The sequence below is a fragment of the Tabrizicola sp. genome (assembly GCF_016793705.1).
GTDB lineage: Bacteria > Pseudomonadota > Alphaproteobacteria > Rhodobacterales > Rhodobacteraceae > Tabrizicola.
The window spans coordinates 1-21,782 of the sequence record NZ_JAEULO010000046.1; the positions used below are offsets into that span (position 1 = coordinate 1).

The 21,782-nt window shown below is 65.2% G+C and carries 25 protein-coding genes; 15 read left to right on the forward strand and 10 right to left on the reverse strand.

What is annotated here, in order from left to right:
• Together JNJ68_RS13040 and JNJ68_RS13045 are read right to left on the reverse strand one after the other, a co-directional pair.
• Nucleotides 1-1,038 (reverse strand): hypothetical protein (locus JNJ68_RS13040; RefSeq protein ID WP_294982816.1); only part of this gene is annotated, 1,038 nt, incomplete at its 3' end.
• Between the two features lie 160 nt (nt 1,039-1,198).
• Nucleotides 1,199-1,399, reverse strand: a complete 201-nt coding sequence (locus JNJ68_RS13045) for a SlyX family protein (protein WP_294982817.1) — start codon at nt 1,397-1,399, stop codon at nt 1,199-1,201.
• Nucleotides 1,400-1,465: 66 nt separating this feature from the next.
• On the opposite strand from JNJ68_RS13045, the gene hisS reads away from it, so the two are divergent.
• The 3 genes from hisS to hisG are packed head-to-tail and all read left to right on the forward strand — an operon-like array spanning nt 1,466 to nt 4,727.
• Nucleotides 1,466-2,938: a histidine--tRNA ligase gene (gene hisS, locus JNJ68_RS13050; protein ID WP_294982818.1), complete on the forward strand. Its 1,473-nt coding sequence runs from the start codon at nt 1,466-1,468 to the stop codon at nt 2,936-2,938.
• Nucleotides 2,935-4,032, forward strand: a complete 1,098-nt coding sequence (locus tag JNJ68_RS13055; RefSeq protein ID WP_294982819.1) for an ATP phosphoribosyltransferase regulatory subunit — start codon at nt 2,935-2,937, stop codon at nt 4,030-4,032. Before hisS ends, JNJ68_RS13055 begins: the two co-directional genes overlap by 4 nt.
• Nucleotides 4,029-4,727: an ATP phosphoribosyltransferase gene (gene hisG / locus JNJ68_RS13060; RefSeq protein WP_294982820.1), complete on the forward strand. Its 699-nt coding sequence runs from the start codon at nt 4,029-4,031 to the stop codon at nt 4,725-4,727. Before JNJ68_RS13055 ends, hisG begins: the two co-directional genes overlap by 4 nt.
• A 24-nt stretch (nt 4,728-4,751) precedes the next feature.
• Here the strand turns inward: hisG and JNJ68_RS13065 are convergent, their stop codons facing one another.
• Complete coding sequence (locus JNJ68_RS13065; RefSeq protein WP_294982821.1) at nt 4,752-5,609, reverse strand: DMT family transporter; 858 nt, start codon at nt 5,607-5,609, stop codon at nt 4,752-4,754.
• A 61-nt stretch (nt 5,610-5,670) separates the two neighbouring features.
• A complete protein-coding gene (locus JNJ68_RS13070; RefSeq protein WP_294982845.1) occupies nt 5,671-6,102 on the reverse strand; it encodes a DUF1489 domain-containing protein in 432 nt (143 codons plus the stop codon).
• Between the two features lie 101 nt (nt 6,103-6,203).
• Here JNJ68_RS13070 and JNJ68_RS13075 point away from each other — a divergent pair, with 101 nt between their 5' ends.
• The 3 genes from JNJ68_RS13075 (at nt 6,204) to JNJ68_RS13085 (ending at nt 9,059) form a co-directional block, all read left to right on the forward strand.
• On the forward strand, nt 6,204-8,474 hold the full coding sequence (locus JNJ68_RS13075; protein WP_294982822.1) for an adenosylcobalamin-dependent ribonucleoside-diphosphate reductase: 2,271 nt from the start codon (nt 6,204-6,206) through the stop codon (nt 8,472-8,474).
• 134 nt (nt 8,475-8,608) lie between these two features.
• Entirely contained in the window at nt 8,609-8,866 is a 258-nt protein-coding gene (locus tag JNJ68_RS13080; RefSeq protein ID WP_294982823.1) for a DUF1902 domain-containing protein, read from the forward strand.
• Nucleotide 8,867: 1 nt separating this feature from the next.
• Nucleotides 8,868-9,059, forward strand: a complete 192-nt coding sequence (locus tag JNJ68_RS13085; RefSeq protein WP_294982824.1) for a type II toxin-antitoxin system HicA family toxin — start codon at nt 8,868-8,870, stop codon at nt 9,057-9,059.
• Here the strand turns inward: JNJ68_RS13085 and JNJ68_RS13090 are convergent.
• Entirely contained in the window at nt 9,056-9,943 is an 888-nt protein-coding gene (locus JNJ68_RS13090) for an NAD(P)-dependent oxidoreductase (RefSeq protein ID WP_294982825.1), read from the reverse strand. The genes JNJ68_RS13085 and JNJ68_RS13090 overlap by 4 nt on opposite strands.
• A 95-nt stretch (nt 9,944-10,038) precedes the next feature.
• Between JNJ68_RS13090 and JNJ68_RS13095 the strand changes: the two genes are divergently transcribed.
• The gene (locus JNJ68_RS13095) at nt 10,039-11,028 is read left to right on the forward strand and encodes an MDR family oxidoreductase (RefSeq protein WP_294982826.1); all 990 of its coding nucleotides are present in this window, start codon (nt 10,039-10,041) and stop codon (nt 11,026-11,028) included.
• 192 nt (nt 11,029-11,220) lie between these two features.
• Here the strand turns inward: JNJ68_RS13095 and JNJ68_RS13100 are convergent, their stop codons facing one another.
• From JNJ68_RS13100 to JNJ68_RS13115, 4 genes are all read right to left on the reverse strand, one after another.
• The gene (locus JNJ68_RS13100; RefSeq protein WP_294982827.1) at nt 11,221-11,784 is read right to left on the reverse strand and encodes a DUF6680 family protein; all 564 of its coding nucleotides are present in this window, start codon (nt 11,782-11,784) and stop codon (nt 11,221-11,223) included.
• Between the two features lies 1 nt (nt 11,785).
• Entirely contained in the window at nt 11,786-12,136 is a 351-nt protein-coding gene (locus JNJ68_RS13105; RefSeq protein ID WP_294982828.1) for a hypothetical protein, read from the reverse strand.
• 321 nt (nt 12,137-12,457) lie between these two features.
• The gene (locus tag JNJ68_RS13110; protein WP_294982829.1) at nt 12,458-12,685 is read right to left on the reverse strand and encodes a CopG family antitoxin; all 228 of its coding nucleotides are present in this window, start codon (nt 12,683-12,685) and stop codon (nt 12,458-12,460) included.
• A gap of 19 nt (nt 12,686-12,704) precedes the next feature.
• Nucleotides 12,705-12,971, reverse strand: a complete 267-nt coding sequence (locus JNJ68_RS13115; RefSeq protein WP_294982830.1) for a BrnT family toxin — start codon at nt 12,969-12,971, stop codon at nt 12,705-12,707.
• Nucleotides 12,972-13,254: 283 nt separating this feature from the next.
• Between JNJ68_RS13115 and rpsD the strand changes: the two genes are divergently transcribed.
• The 6 genes from rpsD (at nt 13,255) to JNJ68_RS13145 (ending at nt 18,917) form a co-directional block, all read left to right on the forward strand.
• Nucleotides 13,255-13,875 (forward strand): 30S ribosomal protein S4, encoded by a 621-nt coding sequence (gene rpsD, locus JNJ68_RS13120; protein ID WP_294971247.1) that lies wholly within the window; start codon nt 13,255-13,257, stop codon nt 13,873-13,875.
• Between the two features lie 84 nt (nt 13,876-13,959).
• Nucleotides 13,960-14,496: a TIGR00645 family protein gene (locus JNJ68_RS13125; protein WP_294982831.1), complete on the forward strand. Its 537-nt coding sequence runs from the start codon at nt 13,960-13,962 to the stop codon at nt 14,494-14,496.
• A 3-nt stretch (nt 14,497-14,499) separates the two neighbouring features.
• Nucleotides 14,500-15,915 (forward strand): saccharopine dehydrogenase C-terminal domain-containing protein, encoded by a 1,416-nt coding sequence (locus JNJ68_RS13130; protein ID WP_294982832.1) that lies wholly within the window; start codon nt 14,500-14,502, stop codon nt 15,913-15,915.
• A gap of 109 nt (nt 15,916-16,024) precedes the next feature.
• Nucleotides 16,025-17,110 (forward strand): histidinol-phosphate transaminase, encoded by a 1,086-nt coding sequence (hisC, locus tag JNJ68_RS13135; RefSeq protein WP_294982846.1) that lies wholly within the window; start codon nt 16,025-16,027, stop codon nt 17,108-17,110.
• Nucleotides 17,107-18,027 carry a prephenate/arogenate dehydrogenase family protein gene (locus JNJ68_RS13140; protein WP_294982833.1) on the forward strand — a complete coding sequence of 307 codons (921 nt, stop codon included), beginning with the start codon at nt 17,107-17,109 and terminating at the stop codon, nt 18,025-18,027. The genes hisC and JNJ68_RS13140 overlap by 4 nt, the downstream gene beginning before the upstream one ends.
• 5 nt (nt 18,028-18,032) lie before the next feature.
• A complete protein-coding gene (locus JNJ68_RS13145; protein ID WP_294982834.1) occupies nt 18,033-18,917 on the forward strand; it encodes an extensin family protein in 885 nt (294 codons plus the stop codon).
• On the opposite strand, the gene JNJ68_RS13150 is transcribed toward JNJ68_RS13145, so the two are convergent.
• A complete protein-coding gene (locus tag JNJ68_RS13150) occupies nt 18,914-19,957 on the reverse strand; it encodes a DUF2125 domain-containing protein (protein WP_294982835.1) in 1,044 nt (347 codons plus the stop codon). The genes JNJ68_RS13145 and JNJ68_RS13150 overlap by 4 nt on opposite strands.
• A gap of 63 nt (nt 19,958-20,020) precedes the next feature.
• Between JNJ68_RS13150 and JNJ68_RS13155 the strand changes: the two genes are divergently transcribed.
• Both JNJ68_RS13155 and JNJ68_RS13160 read left to right on the forward strand, forming a co-directional pair.
• Nucleotides 20,021-20,548 carry a gamma-glutamylcyclotransferase gene (locus JNJ68_RS13155; RefSeq protein ID WP_294982836.1) on the forward strand — a complete coding sequence of 176 codons (528 nt, stop codon included), beginning with the start codon at nt 20,021-20,023 and terminating at the stop codon, nt 20,546-20,548.
• Between the two features lie 64 nt (nt 20,549-20,612).
• Nucleotides 20,613-21,782, forward strand: a complete 1,170-nt coding sequence (locus JNJ68_RS13160) for a biopolymer transporter ExbB (protein ID WP_294982837.1) — start codon at nt 20,613-20,615, stop codon at nt 21,780-21,782.

A 21,782-nucleotide genomic window follows, 5' to 3' on the forward strand; every position in this document is an offset into this window, starting at 1 on the left:
AATTTCGTCATTAACTACGACTAACCTTGAAAAGTAGTGCGCCAAATAGCTGTCTTGCGGACTAAGTTCTTCTGGACTTCCGTTTCTTAGGCGGAGAATTCGGGACTTGAGTAGTGATTTATCATCCTCCGAAAGTATCCGCTCGCTTACCCGGCCCAAAATTTCACTAATTGCGTCGTCACTTAGTTGCCGAATCTGCGCGTGATCAAACTCGTCCGCCTTCCCGCGAATAACGTCCTTCAAATAGTGTCCGGAAAGCTCGCTAAACTTTTCTAGGGAGAAATCGCGCAGCGTTCGAGTTATCTCGTCGATTCGAGTTCTTACGTCGTTCATCCCAAAGCTCACTAGGTCGACATAGTATTTCGACGATCTAGTTAGCTTCAATTCTCCGTCGGCACCAAGTGCCTCGCGGAATCTTTGTCCAAAGGCGGGGGAAATTTCCTGAAGATCTTTCTCAATTCGCCTGTAAGTTGGAAGGTATAGAGTTCGTCCGGGAATTAGTTCGTCAAGTTTGGATTCAATGTTTCTTCGCGGAACCGAAAAGAGTCCGTGGTCATCGATGTTGATCCTACGTTCAAGACTGAAGACGAAATGGCGGAACTCGTCTATTGAAGCGCCTGGTTCAGCTAGGTCCTTCCAAGTTCGCAGGTTTCTAGGGGATTTGCCGAGTTCACCTAAGAACTCTTCTAGGCGGCCAATCTTCTGAAGGCGCGCAATAAAGTCAGCATAGCGAGAAGATCTAGGTATCGAGGCCACAATCTCCGATATCCGGGATAAACCCGAAATCTCATCCCTCTCGACCTCAATTACTTGGTCGTCAAACCAAAGCCGCAAGTTTGAGAATTTGTAGTCAAGAAGCCTACGCCATTGTCTAGAAATCAGGAAGTACAGAATGTTAGCGACACTACTTTTCCCAATCCCGTTTGGGCCGACAATTATCGAGCAGTTGTTTGGAAAGGATAAATCAATGTTTTGACTGCCAAAGAGTTTGGATATCTGGAATCGTGTAGGGCGCACTGTACCACCGCTTGCTGACATCTATCACTATCATTTGCATAAAGGATACGTCCTTTGCAAGCATCGGTTGAGTGCGCTGCGTGTAGACTTGTGGGAAAAGCAACATTAACAAACCCCTAACGCCCACAGCTAACCCCTTGGAATCCTTAGCGGCCTCCACCCTGCCCTGCGTGGACACCCCTCACCAGTGAGGCGGGCGGACGTTCGCTTCCGGGGCCTCCCCCCGCAGGGCCTCCTCCTCCGCGGCCCGCTCCATCAGCAGCCGAACCCGCCGCTCCAGCCCCGCGATCTCCCCCGCCTGCCGGGCCACCACGTCCGACAGGTCCTCCACCGCCCGGATCAGGTGGGCCACCCTCTCTTCCAGATCGACCGACCCCATCATACCCCCCGCTTGCCGCCTCTCCCCCCATCCGATACACGGACCCCGATCAAAAGCGAAGGTCCGACCATGGCCGACAAGCCCCCCCGCCGCCCCCGCGCCGAGACCCCGAAGGGATTCCGCGACTATTTCGGGGCCGAGGTCACGGAACGGAAAGCCATGCTCGACCGCATCGCCGGCGTCTACCACCGGTACGGGTTCGACCCGCTGGAGACCTCTGCCGTGGAAACCGTGGAGGCCCTCGGCAAGTTCCTCCCCGACGTCGACCGCCCCAACGAGGGCGTCTTCGCCTGGCAGGACGAGGACGCCGACTGGCTGGCCCTGAGATATGACCTCACCGCCCCCCTCGCCCGCGTCGCCGCCCAGTACCGCAACGACCTCCCCAGCCCCTACCGCCGCTACGCGATGGGTCCCGTCTGGCGGAACGAGAAACCGGGTCCGGGCCGCTTCCGCCAGTTCTACCAGTGCGACGCGGATACGGTCGGCTCGCCCTCGGTCGCGGCGGATGCCGAAATCTGTGCGATGCTGGCCGACTGCCTGGAAGAGGTCGGCATCCCGAGGGGCGACTATCTGGTGAAGGTCAACAACCGGAAGGTCCTGAACGGGGTGATGGAGATCGCGGGCCTTGCCGGAGACGACAAGGAAGCCGAACGTGGCATCGTCCTGCGCGCCATCGACAAGATCGACCGGCTAGGGGCGGAGGGGGTTCGGGCGCTCCTCCGCGGGGGCCGCAAGGACGAGAGCGGCGATTTCACCAAAGGCGCGGGGCTTGCGTCGGAGCAGGCCGAGGTCGTGATGGGCTTTACCACCGCCAAGCGGCACACCGGCGCTGCAACGGTCGCACGGCTCCGGGAGCTGGTGGGGACCTCGGTCATTGGGGCCGAGGGGGTGGCCGAACTGGAAGCCATCGCCGCGCTGCTGGAGGCGCAGGGCTACGGGCCGGACCGGATCGTGCTGGACCCCGGCGTTGTCCGCGGCCTCGGCTACTACACCGGGCCGGTCTACGAGGCGGAGCTGACCTTCGAAATCCTGGACGAGAAAGGGCGGAAGCGCCAGTTCGGCTCGGTGGCCGGGGGCGGGCGGTATGACGGGCTGGTGAAGCGGTTCACCGGGCAGGACGTGCCGGCGACGGGGGTTTCCATCGGAGTGGACCGGCTCTTGGCCGCGCTGCGGGCCAAGGGGCGCAGCGCGGGGGATACGGCGGGGCCGGTGGTGGTGACGGTGATGGATCGCGACCGGATGGCCGATTACATGGCGATGGTCGGCGAGCTGCGGCAGGCGGGGATCCGGGCAGAGGTCTATCTTGGGAACCCGAAGAATTTCGGGAACCAGTTGAAATATGCGGACAAGCGGGCGTCTCCGGTCGCGGTGATCCAGGGCGGGAACGAGGCTGCGGCGGGCACGGTGATCCTGAAGGACCTGATCCTTGGCGCGAAGATCGCCGAAAGCGCGACGCTGGAGGAATGGAAGGACCGCCCGGCGCAGGTCGAGGTTCCCAGGGCTGACCTCGCGGCAGCCGTTCGAAAGATGCTGGGCGCATGACCCCCAAGGCCGCGATCCGGGCCGAGGGGGAGCGGCTGCTTGCCGCCTTCGTCCAGGCGGGGGCGGTGCCGGTCGAGGCCGACATCCTGCAACCGGCGGGCACGCTTCTAGACCTTTACGGCGAGGACATCCGGGCGCGGGCCTATGTGACGGACGATCCGGTCCGGGGCGAGATGATGCTGCGGCCGGACTTCACTGTGCCGGTGGTGCAGGCGCATATGGCGCATGGGGCGGAACCCGCGCGCTACGCCTATCTGGGCGAGGTGTTCCGCAAGCAGGCGCGGGGCTCGGGTCGGGCCAGCGAGTATCTGCAGGTGGGCTATGAGGTCTTCGACCGCAACGCGCCCGAGGTGGCGGATGCCGAGGTCTTCGCTCTCTTCCGCGACCTGCTGGGCGGGCTGGACCTTCGGCCCGTGACCGGCGACATCGGCATCCTGATGGCCGCCGTCCGCGGGCTCGAGACGACCGAGCGGCGGAAGGCGGCGCTCCTCCGGCATGTCTGGCGACCGGCGCGGTTCAAGGCCTTGCTGGATCGCTTCGCCGGGCGGGCGCCGGTTCCGGCGGGACGCCTGGCCTTGCTGGAGCGGCTCAAGGCCGGATCGCCCATGGCCTTGATCGAGGAGGCGGGAAGCTTCGTGGGTCTGCGCGGGCCGGATGAAATCGCGGCGCGGGCGGAGGCCCTGGTCGCCGATGCAGGAACCTCGCCGATCAAGGCGACCGAGGCGGCGCTGCTGTACGATCTGCTCAGCCTGGAGGCCCCAGCGGGTCATGCGCTGAGCCATTTGCGCGGGATCGCCCCGATGCTGCCCGCCATCACCCCGGCGGTGGACCGGTTCGCGGCCCGGCTGGAGGCGCTGGCGGCGAAGGGGGTGGACGTCGGGACGCTGGCCTTCGAGGCCAGCCACGGTCGGACGGCGCTGGAATATTACGACGGCTTTGTCTTCAGCTTCCTGAAGGACGGGATGCCTCCGGTCGCCAGTGGCGGCAGGTATGACGCCTTGACGGCGGTCCTTGGGGCCGGGGCCTTCATCCCGGCGGTGGGGGGCGTGATCCGGCCGGGCCTCGTCGCGCGGTTGAAGGGGGCGGCGGCATGATCCGGGTGGGGGTGCCGTCGAAGGGGCGGCTGATGCAGGACTGCTTCGACTGGTTCGGCGCGCGCGGCGTGGTGATGCGCCGGTCGGGGTCGGACCGGGAATATTCCGGCGTGGTCGAGGGGGTCGAGGGCGTGGTCCCGGTGCTGCTCTCGGCGGGGGAGATCCCGCGCGAACTGGCGGCGGGGCGCATCCACCTTGGTGTCACCGGGTCGGATCTGGTGCGGGAGCAGTTGGGCGCCGACGAGGTGGCCGAGGTGGCCAAGCTGGGTTTCGGGCAGGCCGACCTGGTGATCGCGGTGCCGAATGTCTGGATCGACGTGGAAACGGTCGACGACCTCGACGCCGCAGCGGCGGCGTTCCGCAAGACGCATGGGCATCGGTTGCGGATCGCGACCAAGTATCACCAGCTGGTGCGGGATTTCCTGCAGGCGCAGGGGGTGGCGGATTACCAGCTGGTCGACAGCCAAGGCGCGACCGAGGGTACGGTCCTGAACGGAACGGCAGAGGCGATTGCCGACATCACCTCGTCGGGCGAGACGCTTCGGGCGAACCACCTGCGCATTCTGTCGGACGGGCTGATCCATTCCAGCCAGGCGGTCCTTTGGGCAAGCCGGGCGGCGGAGTGGTCGGCGGTGGACCTTGCCGCCTACAGGTCGCTTGCGGAGAGGCTGGGGGTTTCGGGGGCGCCGTTCTGAGGAGTGGTGGGCAGATTGCCCACCCTACCTTCGCGCCAGCGTCACACCGAACCCGGCCAAAGCCATCCCGGCCCAGGCGAGCGGCGGCATCGCCTCGCCCAGAAGCGGCCAGGCGAAGAGCGCGGAGAGCGGCGGGACGAGGTAGAAGAGGGCCGAGACGCGGGCGACCTCTCCGGCGCGGATCATCGCGAGGAGGAGGGTGATCGCCACCAGCGAATTGCCGATGACCAGATAGGCGAGGACGGCGAAAAGCTCGGGCGTCCAGTCGGCCTGCATTCCTTCGGTCGCCAGTGCGAGGGGCAGGGTGAAGGCGGCGCCAACAGCATACTGGATCAGGTTGGCGGGGACGGGATGCGTGGTCACGCCGAAGCGTTTCTCATAAAGCGTGGCGGCGGTCATGCCGATCAGGCCTCCGACGGCGGCGAGGAGGCCGATCACAGGCTCGTGCGCGATGCCCGAGCGGGCGAGGATCACGGTGACGGCGCCGGTCAGGCCGAGGGCGAGGCCGAGCCAGCGTGAGGAGCTGACGCTTTCGCCGACCATGGAGGGGGCGATCAGGCTGACCAGGATCGGTTGCAGGCAGACGATGATCGCCACCCCGCCCGCCGAGACTCCGGATTTGAAGGCGATGTAGCAGAGGCCGAAATAGGCGACCTGGATGAAGAAGCCGGTGACGGCGATGTGCCAGGCGGCCCGGCTGTCGGGGAAGGCGGGCTTCAGGATCGGGACCAGTGGGAGCAAGACCAGGACCGCGATCAGGTAGCGCAATGCGAGAAGGGTGAAGGGTCCGGCGTGCAGGAGGCCGATCTTGGCGATGGCGAACCCGGCGGACCAGAGCAGCAGGAAGACGACGGGCGCGGCAAGGAGGAGCGGGCGGGACATGGCGCCCGTTCTGGCGGGTTTCGCGGGCAAGGGCCAGTGGTCTTGTGCCACTCAGGCCGGGTCAGTGCAGCCCGAGTTCGGCCAGGGCCTGCGCGAGCTTCGGCGGCAGGACATCGTCCTTCGCGCGGGCTTTCGGCAGGTCGCGGGGGGAGTCCTCAGGATCAAGGTAGCGCCAGCCCTGGAACGGGCGGCGGGGCGCGGCCTCGGTGCGGATGACCTCCTGGTCCATGACCAGGGCGCAGCGCGGGATGCCGTCGCTAAGGATGACCTCCTGCAGGTCCAGGATGCGCTGGCGGCAGAGGATCACGCCCTTGATCACCCAGTAGAGCGAGCCGCCGTCCAGCACATCTGCCTCGCGCTTCGGCCACATGCGGGTGACATGGATCGCGCGGCCTTCGGGCCAGCGGGGGCGCTGGTCGTGCTGCCAGTCGGTCAGGTCCTCGACCGAGTCGGCGCCGACGCAGAGTTTGAGGAGGTTGATCATGGGGTCGATCATAGGCTTTGCGGCGGGGGCTTCAAGTTGACCCGAGTGGGGCGGGGGCGTATCTTGGGCCTTCCGCCGACTTATCCACAAGAGACAGGAGGATTCGCCCGGTGTCGCGATTCCACGCCCCCATCGCCGAAAGCATCTGGGACATGAAATACCGCTTCAAGGAGGCGGACGGCACGCCCATCGACGGCTCGGTCGAGGACAGCTGGCGGCGGATCGCGCGGGCGCTGGCCGAGGTGGAGAAGGACCCCGCCCGGTGGGAGGAGGAGTTCTACGCCGCGCTGGAGGGGTTCCGCTTCCTGCCGGCGGGGCGGATCACGGCGGGTGCGGGGACCGGGCGTTCGGTGACTCTGTTCAACTGCTTTGTCATGGGCACGATCCCGGACACGATGGAGGGCATCTTCACAGGGCTGAAAGAAGCCGCGCTGACCATGCAGCAGGGCGGCGGGATCGGCTATGACTTCTCGACCATCCGGCCACGCGGGGCGCCAGTCGCTGGGGTGGCGGCGGATGCCTCCGGCCCGCTCAGCTTCATGGACGTCTGGGACGCGATGTGCCGCACGATCATGTCGGCGGGGTCGCGTCGCGGGGCGATGATGGCGACGATGCGCTGCGACCACCCGGACATCGAGGCCTTCATCGAGGCCAAGCGCGACCCGGCCCGCCTGCGGATGTTCAACCTCTCGGTGCTGGTGACGGATGCCTTCATGGCGGCGGTCAAGGCGGACGGGCCCTGGGAGCTGGTCTTCGGCGACAAGGTCTACAAGACGGTTCAGGCGCGCGACCTGTGGAACCGGATCATGCGGTCGACCTTCGACTATGCCGAGCCGGGGGTGATCTTCATCGACCGGATCAACAAGATGAACAACCTGGGGTACGCCGAGACGATTGCGGCGACGAACCCCTGCGGCGAGCAGCCGCTGCCGCCCTATGGTGCCTGCCTGTTGGGCTCGATCAACCTGCCGGTGCTGGTGACGGGGGCCTTCGAGCCCGGTGCGGCGATGGACATGGCGGCGCTGGACCGGCTGGTGCGGGTGGCGGTGCGGATGATGGACAACACCGTCGACGCCAGCCGCTTCCCCTTGCCGGAGCAGGCGGCGGAAGCAAAGGCCAAGCGCCGGATCGGGCTGGGGGTCACGGGCCTCGCCGATGCCCTCCTGATGGTCGGCCTGCGCTACGGTTCGGAAGAGGCGGCCCGCGTCACCGAGGTCTGGATGCATGCCATCGCGCGGGCGGCCTACCTCGCGTCCGTCGACCTGGCGAAAGAGAAGGGTGCGTTCCCGCTGTTCGACGCCACAGGGTTCCTTGCCTCGGGGAACATGCAGCAGATGGACAGGGATGTCCGAGAGGCCATCGCCAGGCACGGCATCCGCAACGCGCTTTTGACCAGCGTCGCGCCGACGGGGACGATCTCGCTTTACGCAGGCAACGTCAGTTCCGGGATCGAGCCGGTCTTCGCCTATGCCTATACCCGGAAGGTGCTGCAGAAGGACGGCTCGCGGACGGAGGAGGAGGTGGTCGACTATGCGGTCCGCCTCTGGCGCGAGAAGCATGGCGACACGCCCTTGCCCGCGCATTTCGTCAATGCCCAGACCCTGCCGCCGCTCGACCATGTGCGGATGCAGGCGGCGGCGCAGAAGTGGGTGGATTCCTCGATCTCGAAGACCATCAACTGCCCGGTCGACATCAGCTTCGACGATTTCAAGGAGGTCTACATGGCCGCCTGGGACCAGGGCTGCAAGGGCTGCACGACCTACCGGCCGAACGAGGTGACGGGGTCGGTCCTGACCGTGTCCGAGAAGGCCGCGACCCCTGCCGCCGCACAGCCGGTGACGGGGGGCGAAGTGGTGTATCTGTCGGACCCGCTCGACCGGCCCGCAGCGCTGGAGGGGCAGACCTACAAGGTCAAATGGCCGGGGTCCGAGCACGCGCTGTATATCACCATCAACGACATCGTCATCGCGGGGCATCGGCGACCCTTCGAGGTGTTCATCAACTCCAAGAACATGGAGCATTTCGCCTGGACCGTGGCCCTGACCCGGATGATCTCGGCCGTGTTCCGGCGGGGCGGGGATATCTCTTTTGTGGTGGAAGAGCTGAAAGCGGTCTTCGACCCCCGCGGCGGCGCCTGGATGGAGGGCCGCTACATCCCCTCGATCCTCGCCGCCATCGGCGGGGTGATCGAACGCCACCTGATCGACATCGGCTTCATCGAGGGCGAGGGGCTGGGCCTGAAATCCGACCCCAAGGCGGAGGTGCTGCGGGTTGGAGAGGCTCCGCGCGGCAAGGCCTGCCCGTCCTGTGGGAGTTATGACCTGCGGATGGTGGAGGGGTGCCTGACCTGCGGGTCCTGCGGGCATTCGAAGTGCGGGTGAGGGGTGCATGGCAAGTGTAGCGCTTTTCCAGCCGTCCTGTTGCATCGTGCGCGCAGAAGGTCATATTATGGTAAGACCTCTTCTGAAAACTGCGGTCTGCGTATCATTTGGCGCGCAGCCGAGGAGCAATGCCGATGAAACCTCTCGAATTCTATGTCACGGCCGTCTGGGACGCCGAGGCTGGGGTGTGGGTTTCGGAAAGCGACATCATTGGACTGCACGTCGAGGCCGCTTCGCTGGAGGAGTTCGAGGCTGCAGCGGCGGAACTTGGTCCTCAGTTGATCCTGGAAAACCACATCACAAAGCGCGACCTCTCTCAGCGCTCACTGTCAGAACTGATCCCCTGGATCAAGTTTCACGCGCCGCAGCGGGGAGGCGTTACGGCGGCCTGAGATGGTGAAGGGTTACTACGACGAGGTGGTCCGCCTGTTGAAACAGGCGGGCTATTATCGTGACGGAGGGTCCAAGCATCAAAAATGGCGCCATGACGATGGGAAACCGACCGTGACGGTGCCTCACAATATCTTGAGCCGCTCGACGGCCAACGGCATTCTGAAGTCCGCAGGGATCGCGAAGAAACTCTAACGCCTCACCCCGTTCGCCCGTGCCACGAAATCCGTCAGGTGGGGCACATAGTCCTCCGGTCCTGCGCCGCCCTGCGCCACGGCCCCGGCAAAGCTGTTCTTCGCCGCGCTGGCCATCGTCGTGGTGACGGCGGCGGCGTTGGCCATGCTCTCCAGATAGCGCAGGTCCTTGTAGGCGTTCGACAGGGTGAAGCGGTGGGCCTCGCGGTTGCCTTCCAGCGCGTAGCCCATGAAGGTCTGGTAAAAGCCGCAGTCCATCCGGCCGCCGCGGATCACGCTGTCGAACGTGGCGGTGGAGATGCCGACCTTGGCGGCCACGGCCAGCGCCTCGGCGTAGATCGCGGCGTAGCTGAGGGAGAGGAAGTTGTTCAGAAGCTTCATCCGGTGCCCGTCGCCCACCCCGCCGATATGGACGATCTTCGCGGCCCAGGTGGCGATGACGGGGCGGATGCGGGTGAAGACCTCGTCAGTCGCGCCGACCATGCAGTCGAGTGTGCCCTCCCAGGCCTCTTTCGGGGTGCGGGAGAGGGGGGCGTCGGCGAAGTGGACGCCTTTTGCGGCGAGGTCGGCAGCGAGGCGGGTGGTGACGGTGGGGTCGGAGGTGGAGCAGTCGACGACCACGCTGCCGGGCTTCAGGTGGGGGGCCATGCGGGCGACGGTCTCGGCCACCTGCGGCGAGCCGGGGAGGGTGAGGAAGATGATCGTGGAGCGGGCCGCGAGGTCTTCTAAGGTCGCTTCGGTCGCGCCCCGGCCGATCAGGTCGTCCACTGGCGCGCGGTTCCGATGGGGGGTGACGGTCAGGGGGTAGCCCTTCGTCACGATGTTCTTCGCCATGCCGTGCCCCATCAGGCCGATGCCGACGAAGCCGATGCTTTCCTGGGTCATGGGAGACTCCTTTTCGGGCAGGGTGGCGCAGGGGGGCCGGGTTGACAATCCCTCTGCCGCCGGGCCGACTGGGGCGGATCAAAAGGGAGGCCGAGATGTTCCGCGCACTGGTTCTGGAGAAGGAAGGCGATGCCGCCGTCGCCCATCTGCGGGAGCTGGAGGACAGCGCATTGCCGCCGGGCGATGTGACGGTGGCGGTGGAGTATTCGACGCTGAACTACAAGGACGGGCTGGCGCTGTCGCCCTCGGGCGGGGGGATCGTGCGGAGCTGGCCGCATGTGGCGGGGATCGACTTCGTGGGGACGGTCGAGGCGTCGGAGGATGCCCGCTACAAGCCGGGCGACAAGGTGGTGCTGACCGGCTGGCGGGTGGGAGAGGTGCATTGGGGAGGGTACTCCCAGAAGGCGCGGGTCAAGGCGGACTGGCTGGTGCCGCTGCCCGCCGGTCTGACCACGCGGCAGGCGATGGCGGTGGGGACGGCGGGGTTCACGGCGATGCTGGCGGTGATGGCGCTGGAGGAGCATGGGCTGGAGCCCTCGCACGGAGAGGTGCTGGTGACGGGGGCCTCGGGCGGCGTGGGGTCGGTGGCGGTCGCTTTGCTGGGGAAGCTTGGCTACCAGGTCGCGGCGGTGACCGGGCGGGCGGAGACGGAGGGGTATCTGCGCGACCTCGGGGCCTCGCGGATCGTGGCCCGCGCAGAGCTGGCGGAGGTGGTGAAGCGGCCCCTGGAGAGCGAGACCTGGGCGGGTTGCGTCGATGCCGTGGGCGGCGCGATGCTCGCGCGGGTGCTGGGGCAGATGAAACACGGCGGCTCGGTCGCGGCGGTGGGGCTGGCGGGGGGGGCCGCGCTGCCCGCCACCGTGATCCCGTTCCTGCTGCGGGGGGTGAACCTGCTGGGGATCGACTCGGTGACGGTTCCCTTCGAGCGACGGGTGCGGGCCTGGGGGCGGGTGGTCTCCGACCTGCCGATGGAGAAGCTGGAGGCGATGGTGCGGGTGGTGGGGCTGGAGGACCTGCCGGCTCTGGGGGAGGCGATCCTGAAGGGGGGCGTGCAGGGGCGGGTGGTGGTGGATGTGAACGGGTGAAGGCCAAGGGTGTCCACGGTGGACATTTCTGGATTGTGATGGAATTACAAGGGGTTGGGCGTGGGCGTTAGGGGTTTGTTAAGTGGTGCGCCTTGGCCTCAGGTGTGCCGAAGGAACTGGCAGAAGGCCTACAGTTAGTCAATCTCCTTACACTGTGGTGCTGCTCGCCCAGCGACAACAGAGACGTAATGCTTATTTCTTCTCGATCTTTGCTTGCTCAAGTCTTGGAGGCTCTGGGAAGGGGCTGCTTGATCCAAAAATGTTCGTCACAGGAATTGCGCGCTCTCCACTAAGAATTTGGCTTAAGTAGAACGCGTTTCGCCGCTGCAAATCCTGATCACTACCCCACCCTTGCGGGACATAACTTAGTCTTTGGAGGTCTCTCTTATCAAAACTATATTTCAGTACCCTGCCCATAGTTTCAAGCAAATTCATGAAAAGGTCAGTTCTTTGCTCAAAGAATCGATCTTGCTCCTCTACAGCTGGCATGGGGGCACTTAAATGAGCAATGTATGCCCTATATGCGCTTGTAACCTCTCGCTCATTGTAAAATTCTACTTCTACAAGATTGAGTGCAGCAACATGCACTGGGTCGATCCTGATGCCTCGTGTCCGCGTCAGATCACGGAAGACGTCGAGTTTTCGATTGCGCCTGTCAGCCGCTTTATCAAGCACTCGAGTCATGAAGACGGCGATTACAGGTCCAGCAACTATTGCTGCCAAAGTAGCTATTGCGTACCAAGTATCGTTTGCCATTTTATGGTCCCAGAGATGCGTTTTTTACGAATTTTGCGTTAAGGGGTCCGATTGGCGTATTGATCAAGTATGTTTCAGTTGGGTCGATCTCAGCTGGGAGGTTTATCGGCACCTTGATTGCATCAGAATATTTATCAAAGCTAGCACCCGTGATGGAAATGGTGCCCGCAGGCATTGTGTAAATCACCTCGCCAACCATGCGCCCGTCTTTCACGCTGTAGCTTCCGCTGAACGTCAGTCCCGCCATGTCGGCCCCGGCGATCCTTCCTTTTGTAAAAACAAACATGGCGATGCCTTGCCCGGCAATGCCAGTTAAATAGGCCGTGTAGATACCTTCAAGCGAGATTTCCATGCTGACCTCCACGACAGACGTTTCGGTCCGATAGTGATGATTCAATCGACCGCATGCAACTACTTCTATTGTAGAGCGATTAGTTGACTGCACTAAGTCGCACACAGCTTAGAACCGCATATTGGCGTAGACGCGCTTGGAGGGTGTTCGCATAGTCGGTGGGGTTCTCTTGGCCCGGAATCAAGAGCGTAAGCCCGCCAGGCCGGGCCGTCCGAGGAAGGGTGTGGTCGTGCGGCGCGCGGGCTGGTGGGCAGATTGCCACCCTACGGTTGCGGGGCAGGTGCTCTCGGTGGAACAGGACGGTGCGCCTGAAGGCACACCCTACATCCGCCCCACCTCGCGCTCCAGTACCTCCCTGATCAGGCGCTGATACGGTATCCCCCGCTTGGCGGCGCGGGCTTTCAGGGCCTCCATCAGCGGCTCGGGCAGGCGCATGTTGATGCGGGCGGTCTTGGGGAAGGCCTCCCAGTTCAGGGGGCGGAATTGCGCGGGGTCGAGGGCGGAGAGGTCCTGGTCGAGGAAGGCCTCGGCCTCGGCGTCGGTGGTCATCAGCGGGACGGTCCTGGGTCTAGATGCCATGACGACGGCGGGCCTCTCTTTGGTGCATGTAGCGGGCGCTGATGGGGCGGAGGCGACCGTCCCGCCAACAGAAGGCAATAAAGACCGGGCGGCCCAGGGCGGTGCGGGACACCGCGATGAAGCGCTGTTCGGTCAGCGAGTGGTCGACGTCAGGGGCAAAGCGCGCGCCGTGGGTCAGGGCGTATTCGATCTCGGCCCGCGAGAGGCCGTGCCTGGCGCATTTCGCAGAGTTGCCGTCGTCCCAGTCGAACTGCATCGAATGTATGTACGTTTGTGTGTACGAGTCAAGGGGAAGCCCTCGCTATTGATGGTTGGTGTTGGTTAGGGATGGGTTAACGGCGCAGGGGAGTCGGGGTGAACCCCGACCTACGGGAGCAGCCGCCTCCTGTTGACTCCCCCGGTTTGTCCTCTATAAGCCCGCCAGTCCCGGAAGCGATTCCGGGGCTTTTCATTGGTGTTGGTGGCCCTCGCAAGGGGATGCCTGTCGGGCCGCAAGGTCAGAGGACAACGCCCTTCGACAACATAGAAGGAGATCAGCGGTGACGAAACGCACCTCTGCCAAGTACAAGATCGACCGCCGGATGGGCGAAAACATCTGGGGCCGTCCGAAATCCCCGATCAACAAGCGCGAGTACGGCCCCGGCCAGCACGGCCAGCGCCGGAAGAACAAGCTGTCGGACTTCGGTACTCAGCTGCGCGCCAAGCAGAAGCTGAAAGGCTACTACGGCGACCTGACTGAAAAGCAGTTCCGCAAGATCTATGGCGAAGCCGAGCGTGTGCGCGGCGACACCGGCGAGATGCTGATCGGCCTCCTGGAGCGTCGGCTGGACGCGGTGGTCTACCGCGCCAAGTTCGTGCCGACGATCTTCGCGGCGCGTCAGTTCGTGAACCACGGCCATGTGCTGGTGAATGGCAAGCGGGTGAACATCGCCTCCTACCGCGTGTCGGAAGGCGACGTGATCTCGGTGCGCGAGAAGTCGCGCCAGATGGCGGCCATCGTCGAGGCGATCGCCCTGACCGAGCGCGACGTGCCGGACTATCTGGAAGTCGACACCCACAAGCTGACCGCGAAATTCGTCCGCACCCCGGGCCTGGGCGACGTGCCCTATCCGGTGCAGATGGAACCGAACCTGGTCGTGGAATACTACGCCAAGAACTGATCCGATGGTGCGCTATAGCGCACCCTACATTTGGGGCCGCGCCGCAAGGGTGCGGCCCTTTTCATTTCCGGCAGGGAGAGTGCGATGACCGACAAACCCGGTATCGAGACCCGGTTCGAGCAGGGCCTCTACGGCAGCCGCTGGCTGATGGCGCCGATGTATCTGGGGCTGGCGATCTCTCTGGCGATGCTGGCGGTGATCTTCGTCAAGGAACTGGCCTATTACCTGCCCCAGGTGCTGAGCCTGACGGCGGACCAGGCGATCCTGGCGGTGCTGACGCTGATCGACCTGTCGCTGGCGGCGAACCTTCTTCTGATCGTGCTCTTCTCGGGCTATGAGAATTTCGTGTCGAAGTTCGATTTCGACACCGGCGCGGACCGGCCAAGCTGGATGGGCAAGGTCGATTTCTCGGGGCTGAAGATGAAGCTGATCGCCAGTATCGTGGCGATCTCGGGCATCCATCTGTTGAAGCTGTTCATGTCGCTGGGCAAGCCGGATGCGGCCTATTCCGCCACGCCCGAGACGATGCGCTGGATGGTGATCATCCACCTGACCTTCGTCGCCTCGGGGGTGCTTCTGGCGCTGATGGACTGGCTGACCTCGCTGACCAAGGAGCATTGAGGGATGGCGGGGCAGGTTCACGCGACCGTCGAGGGCGTGCTGGTGATGATCGGCTTCGGGTCGATCGGGCGCGGTGTGCTGCCGCTGATCGAGCGGCATATCGGTTTCGACCGGGCGCAGTTCACTGTGATCGAGCCGTCGGGGGAGTTTGCACATCTGTTGCAGGAGCGCGGCATCCGGCATCTGCAAGTCGCGCTGACGGCGGAGAATTTCGCCGATGTGCTGCGTGGGCTGTTCCCGGAGGGGAAGGGGATGATCGTCAACCTGTCGGTTGACGTGGATTCCATCGAGCTGATGAAGCTCGCCCAGGAAATGGGCGTCCAGTACATCGATACGGTGGTGGAGCCCTGGCCGGGGTTCTACTTCGGCTCGGACCTGCCGAATGCAGAGCGGACGAACTACCCCCTGCGCGAACGGGTGCGGGAGCTGGGGAAGGCCTATGTCGGGGGACCGACGGCGGTGTCCTGCTGCGGGGCGAACCCGGGGATGGTGAGCTGGCTCTTGAAGGAGGCGCTGCTCAGGCTGGCGGCGGATACCGGGGTTCCGGCCGATCCGAAAAGTCGCGAGGATTGGGCGGGGTTGATGCAGCGGCTGGGGGTCAAGGGCATCCATATCGCCGAGCGGGATACGCAGGTCTCGGCGCGGGCGAAGCCTCCCGGCGTTTTCGTGAACACCTGGTCGGTGGATGGGCTTCTCTCCGAGGGCTACCAGCCTGCGGAACTGGGCTGGGGCACGCATGAGAAGAAACTGCCGCCCAAGGGCCATGCCTTCGACCACGGGCCTGCTCACGCGATCTGGATCGACCGGCCTGGCGCGGATACGAGGGTGCGGTCCTGGTGCCCGGACGTGGGGCCGCAATACGGGCTGGTGATCACCCATAACGAGGCGCTGTCGATCCCGGATTATTATACCGTCCGGGACGGGGACCGGGCGGTCTACCGCCCGACCTGCCACTATGCCTATCACCCCTGCAACGACGCGGTGCTGTCGCTCTACGAGGCCAACGGGGCCGGAGAGCTGCCCAAGGCGCAGCATATCCTGACGGCGGAGGAGATCGTGGCCGGGGGCGATGATCTGGGAGTGTTCCTGTACGGCCACGCGAAAGGCGCGATGTGGTATGGCTCGCGCCTGTCCTGCGCCGAGGCGCGGCGGCTCGCGCCCTACCAGAATGCGACGGGGATGCAGGTGACGAGCGCCGTGCTTGCGGCGATGGTCTGGGCGGCGGAGAACCCTGCGCAAGGCTTCGTCGAGGCGGACGAGATGGACCATGCCCGCTGCCTTGAGGTGCAGCGCCCCTATCTGGGGTCGGTCGAGTGCCACTACACCGACTGGACGCCACTAGCGCACCGAATCAACCGCTTCGCCGAGGATCGCGACAAGGACGATCCCTGGCAGTTCATCAATTTCCTTGCGGTCTGACGGCCTTCGCTTGCGCATGTCCCGCCGGCCTGCATGGAACCCTCTGGCCTTGAGCGCGGCGGGCGGGTAAACGAGGCCTCGACATCCGGGAGCGATGATGGGGGCGATGGTGAACGACCAGATCAAGCCACAGCCAGGCATCCTTGACATCGCCCTCTACGAGGGCGGCAAGGCGCATGTGGCAGGCGTGGCCAATGTGGTGAAGCTGTCGTCGAACGAGAACCCCTTCGGGCCGTCGGACAAGGCCAAGGAAGCCTTCGCCCGCACCGTGCATTCGCTGCACCGCTACCCCGTCACCGACCACGCCGACCTGCGCGCGGCGATTGCCGAGGTGCACAGGCTGGACGCGGCCCGCATCATCTGCGGGGCGGGGTCGGACGAGATCATCACCTTCCTCTGCCAGGCCTATGCCGGGCCGCGCGACGAGGTGGTCTTCACCGAGCACGGGTTCCTGATGTATCGCATATCGACCATGGCCGTGGGGGCGACCCCGGTCGAGGTGCAGGAGCGCGAGCGGACGGCTGATGTGGATGCGATCCTGGCCGCCTGCAACCGGCGGACGAAACTGGTGTTCATTGCCAACCCGAACAACCCCACCGGCACGATGATTTCGGCCGCCGAGATTGCCCGGCTGGCCGAGAACCTGCCGCCGCAGGCGCTCCTCGTGCTGGACGGGGCTTATGCGGAATATGTGGAAGGCTACGATGGCGGGGCGGCGCTGGTCGATGCGCGCGACAACGTGGTGATGACGCGGACCTTCTCCAAGATCTACGGGCTGGGCGGCCTCAGGATCGGCTGGGGCTATGGGCCGAAGCATGTCATCGACGTGCTGAACCGCATCCGTGGGCCGTTCAACCTGTCCACAACGCAGCTTGAGACGGCCGAGGCCGCCGTGCGCGACCAGGAGTTCGTGGCCAAGTGCCGCAGCGAGAACACCCGGATGCGGTCCTGGCTGGCCAATGCTTTGGCCGAGATCGGGGTGCCATCGGATACGTCGATGGCCAATTTCATCCTTGCCCGCTTTGCCAGCCAGGAGGAAGCCGAGGCCTGCGATGCCTTCCTGCAAAAGCAGGGGCTGATCGTGCGGCGGGTCGCGGGCTACAAGCTACCGCATTGCCTGCGGATCACCATCGGGGATGAATCCTCATGCCGCCAGGTCGCCCATGCGGTCGCGCAGTTCAAGGGCGTCAAATGATCTACCAGCGCGTTGCCCTGATCGGCCTTGGGCTGATCGCTTCCTCCATGGCCCATGCGATGCGGGCGGGAGGATTGGCGGGCGAGATCGTCGGCTACGCCAAATCAGCCGAAACGCGGGCGGTGGCCGGGAGCCTGTTCTGTGACCGGGTGACGGAAACCGCTGCCGAGGCCGTCGAGGGCGCCGATCTGGTGGTGCTGGCGGTGCCGGTGGGCGTCATGGGCGAGATCGCGGCGGAGATCGCGCCGCGTCTGAAGCCGGGGGCGACGGTCACGGATGTGGGATCGGTCAAGCGGGCGGTGGTGGATGCCGTGGCGCCCCTTGTCCCGGCCGGCGTGCAGTTCGTTCCCGGCCACCCCCTTGCGGGGACGGAATATTCTGGGCCGCGCTCTGGCTTCGCCAGCCTGTTCCAGAACCGCTGGTGGCTTCTGACCCCTCTGCCGGAGACCGACCCGGCCGCGATCGCGCGCCTGCGGAGCCTGCTGGAAGCCATGGGCGCCAATGTGGACGAGATGGATGTCGAGCATCATGATCTGGTGCTGGCCGTGGTCAGCCATGTGCCGCATGCCATCGCCTATACGATGGTCGGCGTCGCCGATCACATGCGCCGGGTCTCGCAGTCCGAAGTGATCAAGTATTCCGCCAGCGGATTTCGCGACTTCACCCGGATTGCCGCCAGCGACCCGGTGATGTGGCGCGACGTGTTCCTGACCAACAAGGATGCGGTGCTGGATATCCTCGGTCGTTTCGCCGAAGAGCTGTTCGTGCTGCAACGCGCGATCCGGATGGGCGACGGCGACCATCTGCACGCCTATTTCACCCGCACCCGCGCCATTCGCCGGGGGATCATCGAGGCCGGGCAGGACACCGCCGCGCCGGACTTTGGCCGCGCCGCCCCGCCCGCGGCCGAGGGATAGGGCCGGTGCGCAGCTTCCTCCTCTGCTTCTGTCTCTGCCTTGGGCAGGGGGCGCTGGCGCAGGAGATCGATCGTTCTCCGCTGCCACCACCGAACCCGCGCCTGACCGCAGTGGCGGCGGAGGTCGCGGCACCCGCCGATGCGACCGTCTCGGCCAAGGCCGAACCCGCCCCGGACGGCGCTGTGGCGGGCAGCGTGCTGTTGAGTTCCCTGCGCCCACAGCCGCGCCCCCGGGCGCTGACCGAGGGGCTTGCCGCGCTGAAGGCCACCTCCAACGCGCCGGGGCTGGACCTGTCCGGGAAGGTGCCGGAGGACGACATCGACCTTGCCGCGATGCCGCCGCCCTCGAAGAAGGAAGAGCGGAAGAAGAAGCGCGAGGCGGCCTCGAGGAAGGGGTCGGTCTGCGGCGTCGCCTCGATCAAGGGCGAAGAGATCGCGCCGATCAAGTCGAAGGTGAAGGGCTGCGGGGTCGAGAACCCGGTGGCGGTGACATCCGTCGCGGGAGTCCGGCTTTCGCAGACGGCGACGGTGGATTGCTCCATCGCCAAAGCCCTGGACCGCTGGGTGGACGAGGTCGCGCAGCCCGCCTTCAACGGCAACCTGGTCGAGATGCGGGTCGCCGCACATTACAGCTGCCGCAGCCGCAACAACATCAAGGGCGCGAAGATCAGCGAGCACGGCAAGGGGCGCGCCATCGACATCGCGGCCTTCGTGCTGTCGAACGGCAAGGTGCTGACGGTGGCCGAGAACTACAACAAGCTTCTCCGCCGGATCTACAAGGCGGGCTGCGGCTACTTCATGACCACACTTGGCCCCGGGTCCGACGGATATCACGAGGACCATTTCCATTTTGACGCCTCGGCCCGGAAGGGCGGGGCCTACTGCCGCTAGCCGGTCGGCGGAATCATCCGGGGTGCGGGGCCAAGCGGGAAGGGGCCGAAGCTCATCTGGCCATCGGTGAGCTTCAGGGTCAGCGTCAGGACTGCGAGGTCGGATGACTGCGATGCCAGCGCCTGCATTCCCCGCGCGATGGTCGGCGCCATCTCGGGCTTGACCACGCCCGCGGCTACCAGGAGGGCGGGAAGACGGTCCCAGTTGGTGACTTCCACGGTGATTTCGCCCGCGGCAAAGCCCTGGTCATCGGCTTCGACAAGGCCCTTGGCCGTCAGCGCCAGTTTGCCCCAGCCGAAGGCAAGCTGGCTGATCTCGACCTTGGTGAGATAGGGTTTCGCCTGGCCCGCGTGGCGGTCAAGCGGCGCGGAGAGGGTCAGGAAGACGCTGCTCCGCATCTGGTCCATCATCCCTGGCAGGTCCGAGGGCGGCAGGTCCGGGATCGTCACGGCCTTGACCCTTGCGAGGAAACCGGGGTCCGGAGTCACTTCGGCGGCGTCCAGCGACAGGACATAGGTGTTCGCGGCGTCGCCCGCGCCGGGCACTTCCTCGTCGGCGCTGATCGAGGCGACGCTGCGCCCTGCCGCGACCGTCCAGCCCGCCGTCGAGCGTGCGGTCAGGCGGTTGGTTTCCAGGATCACCGCAGCAAGCGGCAGCTCCAGTGCGGGCTTGGCGCGGACGCTGGCGCGCAGGCCTTCGGAGCCGAGTGTCACCACCTGATCCGGAATGAAGACCTGCTGTTCCGGCGGGAAGGCCGCGATGATGTGCCAGGGCTTCCAGGTCATCGCGAAGACCTGGACGAAGGGCGCCTCCCAGCCGACAGTCTCATCGAGGCCGGCCAGATGTAGCCCCTCGACCGTCAGGTCGAAGCGGTTGGGGTAGCCCGCGACCGTTACTCCGGTGTTTTCCGCCACCAGCCCCTGCGCGGCGGCATCGGCGAACCATTTGTTCACGCCGTCGCGCACCGCATTGGAGCCGACGAACCAGTAGCCCGACCACAGGGCCACCAGCGCGACCATCAGGAACAGAAGCTTGCGCATGGGGTGGCCCTTTTCATTGCCCGTGGGCCGGTGTTTACAGGGCGAAAGGCAACAGGGCCAGCCATGCACGAACCACTCTGGGTCTTCGGCTACGGATCGCTGATCTGGGACCCCGGTTTCCCGGTCGCGGAACGCCGCATCGCCCGGCTTTCGGGCTGGCACCGCAGCTTCTGCATGCGGTCGATCCATCATCGCGGCACGGTGGAGCATCCGGGGCTCGTGCTGGCGCTTGACCGGGCCGAGGGCGCAAGCTGCACCGGCGTCGCTTTTCGCGTTTCGCCCGGCGAGGAAGCCAGCACCCTCTTCGCCCTGCGTGAACGTGAACTGATCTCCTCGGCCTATCTGGAGATGACCCTGCCCGTCGCCACCGATGCCGGGCCGCTGAACGCGCTGTCCTATGTGATCGACCCGGGCCATGTCCAATACTGCCACCTCGACAGGGAGGAGCAGGCGCGGATCATCGCCACGGCCACGGGCGGGCGGGGCGCGAACCGGGACTATCTCTGGTCGACTGCCGCGCATCTGGCGGAACTGGGCATCCGCGACCCCGATCTCGACTGGCTGGCCGAAAGGGTCCGTCGGCTCACCTGACCTTTTGCTTGGCAGGTCGCTGCATCCTGCTAGACTCCGCATGGCAGGCGAACCAGAGGGCAGCATGTCCCAGACAGAGCACCGGAGCGAGGCCTCGACGACCTTCTCGCAGCCGATCCGGGCGATCACCACCATGCTTCTGGTCTGCATCCTGGTGGGGGCGGGGGCCTGGCTGATCCACGGCACCGTCCTGAACATCCTGCGCACGAACCCGATCCTGAATGGCCTGATCGGGCTGGTCTTCCTGTTCGGGGTGCTGTCCTGCTTCTGGCAGGTCTGGATTCTGGCCCAGTCGGTCTACTGGATCGAGAACTTCGTCCGTGGCACTTCGGTCAGCGAGAACGTCACCCCGCCGCGCCTGCTGGCGCCCTTGGCTGCGCTTTTGCGGTCGCGTTCGGCGCGGATGTCGATCTCGGCCTCCTCCTCGCGGTCGATCCAGGACTCGGTCGTGCAGCGGATCGACGAAGCCCGCGACATCACCCGATACCTGATCAACCTGCTGGTCTTCCTGGGCCTTCTGGGCACCTTCTGGGGGCTGGCGACCACCGTTCCCGCCGTGGTCGAGACCATCCGCTCGCTGGCGCCGCAGGAAGGCGAAAGCGGGCTCGACGTGTTCGGCAAGCTGATGGGCGGCCTTGAAAGCCAGCTCGGCGGGATGGGGACGGCCTTCTCCTCCTCGCTCCTCGGCCTTGCCGGGTCGCTGGTGCTGGGGCTTCTGGAGCTGTTCGCCGGGCACGGCCAAAACCGTTTCATCCGCGAGCTGGAGGAATGGCTGTCCTCGATCACCCGGCTTGGCTATGCGGGAGACGGGGAAAGCGCCGACCAGAATGCGCTGGGCCTGCTGGTCGACCACATGGCGCAGCAGATGGAGGAATTGCAGGCGCTGCAAGCCCAGACCGAGGCCAACCGCTTCCATTCCGAGGCGAAGATCAGCGAACTGGTCACGGTGATGACCCGGCTGACCGAAAAGATCGACGCCGAGAAGGGTCAGGCGGCGACCCTGCGCCGGATCGCCGAGGGACAGGAGAAGCTGCTGGCGGTCCTGGAGCAGACCGAGGGCGGTACGGCGGACCCGGAAAGCCGGATGCGCCTGCGGTCGATCGACGTGCAGCTTCTCCGCATTCTCGAGGAGATGTCGGCCGGGCGGCAGGAGACGTTGACCGACCTCAAGACCGACATTTCCCAGCTCACCGCTGCGATCCGCCAGCTGGGCCGCAGCACCGGGCGGGCCTGA